Raw genomic sequence first — 6,653 nt, forward strand, 5'->3', positions numbered from 1 at the left:
GGGTCCGTGGTCGTCGTGGGCGGCGGGCTGGCGGGCACCACGGCGGCGCTCGCGCTCGCCGACGCCGGGCTGCGGGTCACGGTGCTGGAGGGGCGGCCCCGGCTGGGCGGGCTCGCCTTCTCCTTCCGCCGCCCGTCCCCTGTAGGCGAGCTGACCGTCGACAACGGTCAGCATGTGTATCTGCGCTGCTGCTCCGCCTACCGGTGGTTCCTGGACCGGGTCGACGGCGCACGGCTCGCCCCGCTGCAGGGCAGGCTCGACGTGCCCGTCCTGGACGCCGACGGGCGGCCGGGTCGGCGGCTCGGCCGGCTGCGCCGCGCCGCCCTGCCCGTACCGCTGCACCTGGCCGCGAGCCTCGCCACCTATCCGCACCTCTCGCTGGCCGAGCGCGCCCAGGTGGGGCGCGCCGCGCTCGCCCTCGGCCGGCTCGACCCGGCCGACCCGGCCCTGGACGGGGTGGACTTCGGCGACTGGCTGCGCCGCCACGGACAGTCGCCGCGCGCCGTGGAGGCGCTGTGGGACCTGGTCGGGGTCGCCACGCTCAACGCCACCGCCCGCGACGCCTCGCTCGGCCTGGCCGCCATGGTCTTCAAGACCGGGCTGCTCTCCCACCCCGGCGCGGCCGACATCGGCTGGGCTCGCACCTCCCTCGGCGAACTGCACGACACCCTCGCGCGCGCGGCCCTGGACAAGGCCGGTGTGACCTGCGAGCTGCGCACGAAAGTGACCGCCGTCACCCGCACCGCCCAGGGCCGCTGGAGCGTGCATACGGCGGACGGCGCGCCGCTGGAGGCCGACGCGGTGGTGCTGGCCGTACCGCAGCGCGAGGCACACACCCTGCTCCCCGAGGGCGCCCTGGACGCCCCGGACCGGCTGCTGCGCATCGGCACGGCGCCGATCCTGAACATCCATGTGGTTTACGATCGCAAAGTCATGCGCCGTCCCTTCTTCGCCGCGATCGGCACCCCCGTCCAGTGGGTCTTCGACCGCACCGACGCCTCCGGCCTGCCGAAGCTCCCCGGAGCGGGGGACAGCCAGTATCTGGCGCTGTCCCAGTCCGCGGCGCACCAGGAGATCGAGCTCCCGGCCGCCGAGCTGCGCGCCCGCTATCTGCCCGAGCTGGAGCGGCTGCTGCCCGCCACCCGCGGCGCCGCGGTGCGCGACTTCTTCGTCACCCGCGAGCGCACCGCGACCTTCGCCCCCACCCCCGGCGTCGGGCGGCTGCGCCCCGACGCCCCCACGAACGCCCCCGGCCTGTACCTGGCCGGGGCGTGGACCGCCACCGGCTGGCCCGCGACCATGGAGGGCGCCGTGCGCAGTGGGCTGTCCGCCGCCCGTACGGCCCTCCGCGACCTCGGCCGCCCGCATCGCGACCCGCCCCCTGCCTCCGGCCGGGGGATCCCCAAGGAGGCGGTATGAGCACCACCACACAGAACCAAGGAGAGACCGTGACCCCGGCGACCCCAGCAGCCGACACCGCAGGCGTGATCGCGCTGCTCGAGCGCGGACGCACGCTCGCCACGCCGGTGCTGCGCGCCGCCGTGGACCGACTGGCCTCGCCCATGGACACCGTGGCCGCCTACCACTTCGGCTGGATCGACGCCCAGGGCCGCCCGGCCGCGGGCGACGGCGGCAAGGCCGTCCGCCCGGCCCTCGCGCTGCTGTCCGCCGAGGTGGCGGGCCAGGCCGCCGAGGTGGGGGTGCCCGGTGCGGTCGCGGTGGAGCTGGTGCACAACTTCTCGCTGCTGCACGACGACCTGATGGACGGTGACGAGCAGCGCCGCCACCGCGACACCGTCTGGAAGGTGCACGGACCGGCACAGGCCATCCTCGTCGGGGACGCGCTGTTCGCCCTGGCCGGCGAGATACTGCTCGAACTGGGCACGGTGGAGGCCGGGCGCGCCACCCGCCGGCTCACCTCCGCGACCCGCAAGCTCATCGACGGCCAGGCCCAGGACATCAGCTACGAGCACCGCGAGCGGGTCACCGTCGCGGAGTGCCTGGAGATGGAGGGCAACAAGACCGGCGCGCTGCTCGCCTGTGCCGCCTCCATCGGTGCGGTCCTCGGCGGCGCCGACGACCGTACCGCCGACACCCTGGAGCGGTACGGCTACCACCTCGGGCTCGCCTTCCAGGCCGTGGACGACCTGCTCGGCATCTGGGGCGACCCCGACGCCACGGGCAAGCAGACCTGGAGCGATCTGCGCCAGCGCAAGAAGTCGCTGCCGGTGGTGGCCGCCCTCGACGCGGGCGGCGAGGCGTCCGAGCGCCTGGCCCGGCTGCTCGCGGCCGACGCGAAGAAGACCGAGGCCGAGTTCGCGGACTTCGACGAGGAGGAGTTCGCCGCCCGCGCGGCCTTGATCGAGCAGGCCGGCGGCCGCGACTGGACCTCGCAGGAGGCCCGCCGGCAGCACGCCACCGCTGTCGCGGCGCTCGACCAGGTGGACATGGAGGACCGGGTCCGGGCGCAGCTCATGGCGCTCGCCGATTTCGTCGTCGTACGAGAGAGATGATCGCTATCGACCGCATATAGCTCGCAGTCGCCGGCCGGCACCCATCCGGGGTGCCGGCCGACGGAAGCCCCACCACGGCAGAGATCTCACACTGCAAAAGGGGAAGCCATGACAGCGACAACCGTCCATCCGCCCGAGCCCATCGAACCCGCGACGTTAGTGCTTGCCCGGGAGGCGACGGCGCGGGCCACCCGCCATCTGCTGGACCGTCAGGACGAACAGGGCTGGTGGAAGGGCGACCTGGAGACCAACGTCACCATGGACGCCGAGGACCTGATGCTCCGCCAGTTCCTCGGTATCCAGGACTCGGCCACCTTCGAAGCCGCCGCCCGCTACCTCCGCTCCGAGCAGCGCGAGGACGGCACCTGGGCCACCTTCCACGGCGGCCCCCCGGAGCTCTCCGCCACCATCGAGGCGTACGTCGGGCTGCGGCTGGCCGGAGACCGGCCCGACGCGCCCCATATGGCCGCCGCTTCCGCCTGGGTGCGCGACCACGGCGGCATCGCGAAGGGCCGGGTGTTCACCCGTATCTGGCTCGCGCTGTTCGGCTGGTGGAAGTGGGAGGACCTGCCCGAGCTGCCGCCGGAGATCATCTATTTTCCGAAGTGGCTGCCGCTCAACATCTACGACTTCGGCTGCTGGGCGCGGCAGACCATCGTGCCGCTCACCGTCGTCTCGGCCAAGCGCCCCGTACGGCCCGCGCCGTTCCCCCTCGACGAGCTCCACATCGACCCCCGGCGGCCCAACCCGCCGTCCGCACCCGCCCCCCTCGCCTCCTGGGACGGCGCCTTCCAGCGCCTGGACCGGGCGTTGCACGCGTACCACAAGGTCGCGGTCCGGCCGCTGCGCCGGGCCGCGCTGAGATCCTGTGCGCGCTGGATCGTGGAGCGGCAGGAGAGCGACGGCTGCTGGGGCGGCATCCAGCCGCCCGCCGTGTACTCCCTGATCGCCCTGCACCTCCTCGGCTACGACCTCGACCACCCCGTGATGCGCGCCGGCCTTGACTCCCTGGACCGCTTCGCGGTGTGGCGGGAGGACGGCAGCCGGATGATCGAGGCCTGTCAGTCGCCGGTCTGGGACACCTGTCTGGCCACCATCGCGCTCGTCGACGCCGGGCTGGCCCCGGACCACCCCGCGCTGATCAAGGCCGCGGACTGGATGCTCGACGAGCAGGTCACCCGGCCGGGCGACTGGTCGGTGCGGCGCCCCGGGCTGCCCTCCGGAGGCTGGGCGTTCGAATTCGACAACGACAACTACCCCGACACCGACGACACCGCCGAGGTCATCCTGGCGCTGCGCCGGGTGAGCCACCCCGACCCCGAGCGGGTCGAGGCGGCGGTGCGGCTCGGGACGCGCTGGACGCTCGGCATGCAGTCCAGCGACGGCGCATGGGGCGCCTTCGACGTCGACAACACCAGCCGGCTGCCCAACCGGCTGCCGTTCTGCGACTTCGGGGAGGTCATCGACCCGCCGTCGGCCGATGTCACCGCGCATGTCGTCGAAATGCTCGCCCATGAGGGCAGGGCCCAGGACCCCGCCGCCCGGCGCGGCGTCGCCTGGCTGCTGGCCGAGCAGGAGGCCGACGGGTCCTGGTTCGGCCGCTGGGGGACGAACTACGTCTACGGCACCGGCTCCGTCGTCCCGGCGCTGGTGGCCGCCGGGGTCCCCGGCTCCCATCCGGCGATCCGCCGCGCCGTCCACTGGCTGGAGCAGGTCCAGAACGAGGACGGCGGCTGGGGCGAGGACCAGCGCTCCTACCCAGACCGGCAGTGGGCCGGACGGGGCGCCTCCACCGCCTCGCAGACCGCGTGGGCGCTGCTGGCCCTGCTGGCGGCGGCGGAGCGGGAGAGCAAGGCGGTCGAGCGCGGGGTCACCTGGCTCGCCGAGACGCAAGAAGACGACGGGTCCTGGGACGAGCCGTACTTCACCGGCACCGGCTTCCCCTGGGACTTCTCCATCAACTACCACCTGTACCGGCAGGTCTTCCCGGTCACCGCGCTGGGACGCTACGTCAACGGTGAGCCGGCCGTGGCACGGCCGCGGAGATCCTGATGACCCCCGGCCCGGGCCAGACGCCGCTGCTGATCGCCTGCGCGCTCGGCATCGAGCGGTTCGCCCTGCGCCGCGGCGACTTCGGCGAGGCCGCCGGGCCGGTGACCGTGGAGCGCACCGGCATGGGGCCGCAGGCCGCCGAGCGCGCGGTGACCCGTGCGCTCGGTGAGACAGGCGGGGGCGCGGCCCGCGCCGCCGTCATCGCCACCGGCTTCTGCGCCGGTCTGGCCCCCGGGATGCACCCGGGCGACCTGGTGGTGGCCGAGGAGACCCGGGACGATACGGGCCGCACGCCGTGCACCGGCACCGCGGTCCTCACCGACGCGCTCACCCGACTGGCGCGGGCCGGACCCGGGCGCGGCACCGTCCACACCGGCCCGCTCGCCGGCTCCGACCATGTCGTACGAGGGGCCGAGCGGGCCCGGCTGCACGCCACCGGCGCGATCGCGGTGGACATGGAGTCAGCCGCGACGCTCCGCAGCGCCGTGGCGGCCGGGGTACGCCCGGTTGCGGCCGTACGAGTGATCGTGGACGCTCCTGAACATGAACTCGTCCGTATCGGAACACTGCGCGGGGGAATATCTGCTGTCCGCGTACTACGCACCATCCTTCCTGCCTTCTTTACCTGGCACCGTTCTTCGCTGCTCCCAGGAGGTGAGCTAGATGGCCATGCCGCTCCGACAGACCATCAGGGTCGCGACGTATCTCTTCGACCAGAAAGTGATCAAGCGTCGTGACAAATTTCCGCTGATTGTCGAGCTCGAGCCGTTGTACGCGTGCAATCTGAAGTGCGAGGGATGCGGAAAGATCCAGCATCCCGCCGGCGTGCTCAAGCAGCGGATGCCGGTCGCCCAGGCGGTGGGCGCGGTGCTGGAGTCCGGTGCCCCGATGGTGTCCATCGCGGGCGGTGAGCCCCTGATGCATCCGCAGATCGACGAAATCGTACGGCAGCTGGTGGAGCGCCGGAAATACGTCTTCCTGTGCACCAACGCCGTGCTGCTGCGCAAGAAGATTCACAAGTTCAAGCCTTCCCCGTATTTCGCGTTCGCGGTGCACATCGACGGGCTCCGCGAACGGCATGACGAGTCGGTCGCCAAGGAGGGGGTGTTCGACGAGGCGGTCGAGGCCATCAAGGAGGCGCAGCGGCGCGGCTTCCGGGTGACCACCAATTCCACCTTCTTCAACACCGACACCCCGCAGACCGTCGTCGAAGTGCTCAACTTCCTCAACGACGAGCTCAAGGTGGACGAGATGATGATTTCGCCCGCCTACGCCTACGAAAAGGCGCCCGACCAGGAGCACTTCCTCGGGGTCGAGCAGACCCGCGAGCTGTTCAAGAAAGCCTTCGCGGGCGGCAACCGGCGGCGCTGGCGCTTCAATCACAGCCCGCTCTTCCTGGACTTCCTGGAAGGCAAGGCCGACTTCCCCTGCACCGCCTGGGGAATCCCCAACTATTCGCTCTTCGGCTGGCAGCGCCCCTGCTATCTGATGGCCGACGGATACGTGCCCACCTACCGTCAGCTCATCGAGGAGACCGACTGGGAGAAGTACGGCCGCGGCAAGGATCCGCGCTGCGACAACTGCATGGCCCACTGCGGCTATGAGCCGACCGCCGTCCTGGCCACGATGGGCTCCCTCAAGGAGTCGCTGCGCGCGGCCCGCGAAACGGCCTCAGGAAGTCGCGGGTGACGTGATGACGTCAGCGGGGATTGATCTGGGACTTCCCGCGATGCCGCCCCGACCGCCCGCAGCGCGCCGCCCGTCGCGGCGGCTGCGGGTGGGGTCGGTGGCGGTGGGCGGGGACGCGCCGGTGTCGGTGCAGTCGATGACGACGACGGTGACGGCGGATATCGGGGCGACGCTGCAGCAGATCGCGGAGCTGACGGCCTCGGGGTGCCAGATCGTACGGGTGGCCTGTCCGTCGCAGGACGATGCGGATGCGTTGCCGGTGATCGCGAAGAAGTCGCAGATCCCGGTGATCGCGGATATTCACTTCCAGCCGAAGTATGTGTTCGCGGCGATTGATGCCGGGTGTGCGGCGGTGCGGGTGAATCCGGGGAACATCCGGCAGTTCGACGACAAGGTGAA

6 protein-coding genes are annotated in these 6,653 nt (G+C 71.9%); all 6 read left to right on the forward strand.

Features of this window, described 5'->3' with window-relative positions:
- The first annotated feature begins 6 nt into the window (after nucleotides 1-6).
- Nucleotides 7-1,419, forward strand: a complete 1,413-nt coding sequence (gene hpnE / locus ACWDSL_RS13665) for a hydroxysqualene dehydroxylase HpnE (protein WP_450484902.1) — start codon at nucleotides 7-9, stop codon at nucleotides 1,417-1,419.
- Nucleotides 1,416-2,513 (forward strand): polyprenyl synthetase family protein, encoded by a 1,098-nt coding sequence (locus ACWDSL_RS13670; protein ID WP_450484904.1) that lies wholly within the window; start codon nucleotides 1,416-1,418, stop codon nucleotides 2,511-2,513. Before hpnE ends, ACWDSL_RS13670 begins: the two co-directional genes overlap by 4 nt.
- Before the next feature lie 108 nt (nucleotides 2,514-2,621).
- Entirely contained in the window at nucleotides 2,622-4,565 is a 1,944-nt protein-coding gene (gene shc, locus ACWDSL_RS13675; protein ID WP_450484906.1) for a squalene--hopene cyclase, read from the forward strand.
- Nucleotides 4,565-5,302, forward strand: coding sequence for a phosphorylase family protein (locus ACWDSL_RS13680; RefSeq protein ID WP_450484908.1), 738 nt, complete (start codon nucleotides 4,565-4,567; stop codon nucleotides 5,300-5,302). Before shc ends, ACWDSL_RS13680 begins: the two co-directional genes overlap by 1 nt.
- Nucleotides 5,229-6,254 carry an adenosyl-hopene transferase HpnH gene (hpnH, locus tag ACWDSL_RS13685; RefSeq protein ID WP_385631862.1) on the forward strand — a complete coding sequence of 342 codons (1,026 nt, stop codon included), beginning with the start codon at nucleotides 5,229-5,231 and terminating at the stop codon, nucleotides 6,252-6,254. Before ACWDSL_RS13680 ends, hpnH begins: the two co-directional genes overlap by 74 nt.
- Nucleotides 6,255-6,258: 4 nt before the next feature.
- On the forward strand, nucleotides 6,259-6,653 hold a 395-nt coding region (locus tag ACWDSL_RS13690), incomplete at its 3' end, for a flavodoxin-dependent (E)-4-hydroxy-3-methylbut-2-enyl-diphosphate synthase (RefSeq protein ID WP_450484910.1).

The sequence above is a fragment of the Streptomyces sp. NPDC000941 genome (assembly GCF_053599555.1).

What these genes read in the sequence shown, in the direction of transcription:
- ACWDSL_RS13670 (WP_450484904.1), top strand. Translation starts at nt 1,416, where the DNA reads ATGAGCACCACCACACAGAACCAAGGAGAGACCGTGACCCCGGCGACC.
- shc (WP_450484906.1), top strand. Translation starts at nt 2,622, where the DNA reads ATGACAGCGACAACCGTCCATCCGCCCGAGCCCATCGAACCCGCGACG.
- ACWDSL_RS13680 (WP_450484908.1), top strand. Translation starts at nt 4,565, where the DNA reads ATGACCCCCGGCCCGGGCCAGACGCCGCTGCTGATCGCCTGCGCGCTC.
- hpnH (WP_385631862.1), top strand. Translation starts at nt 5,229, where the DNA reads ATGGCCATGCCGCTCCGACAGACCATCAGGGTCGCGACGTATCTCTTC.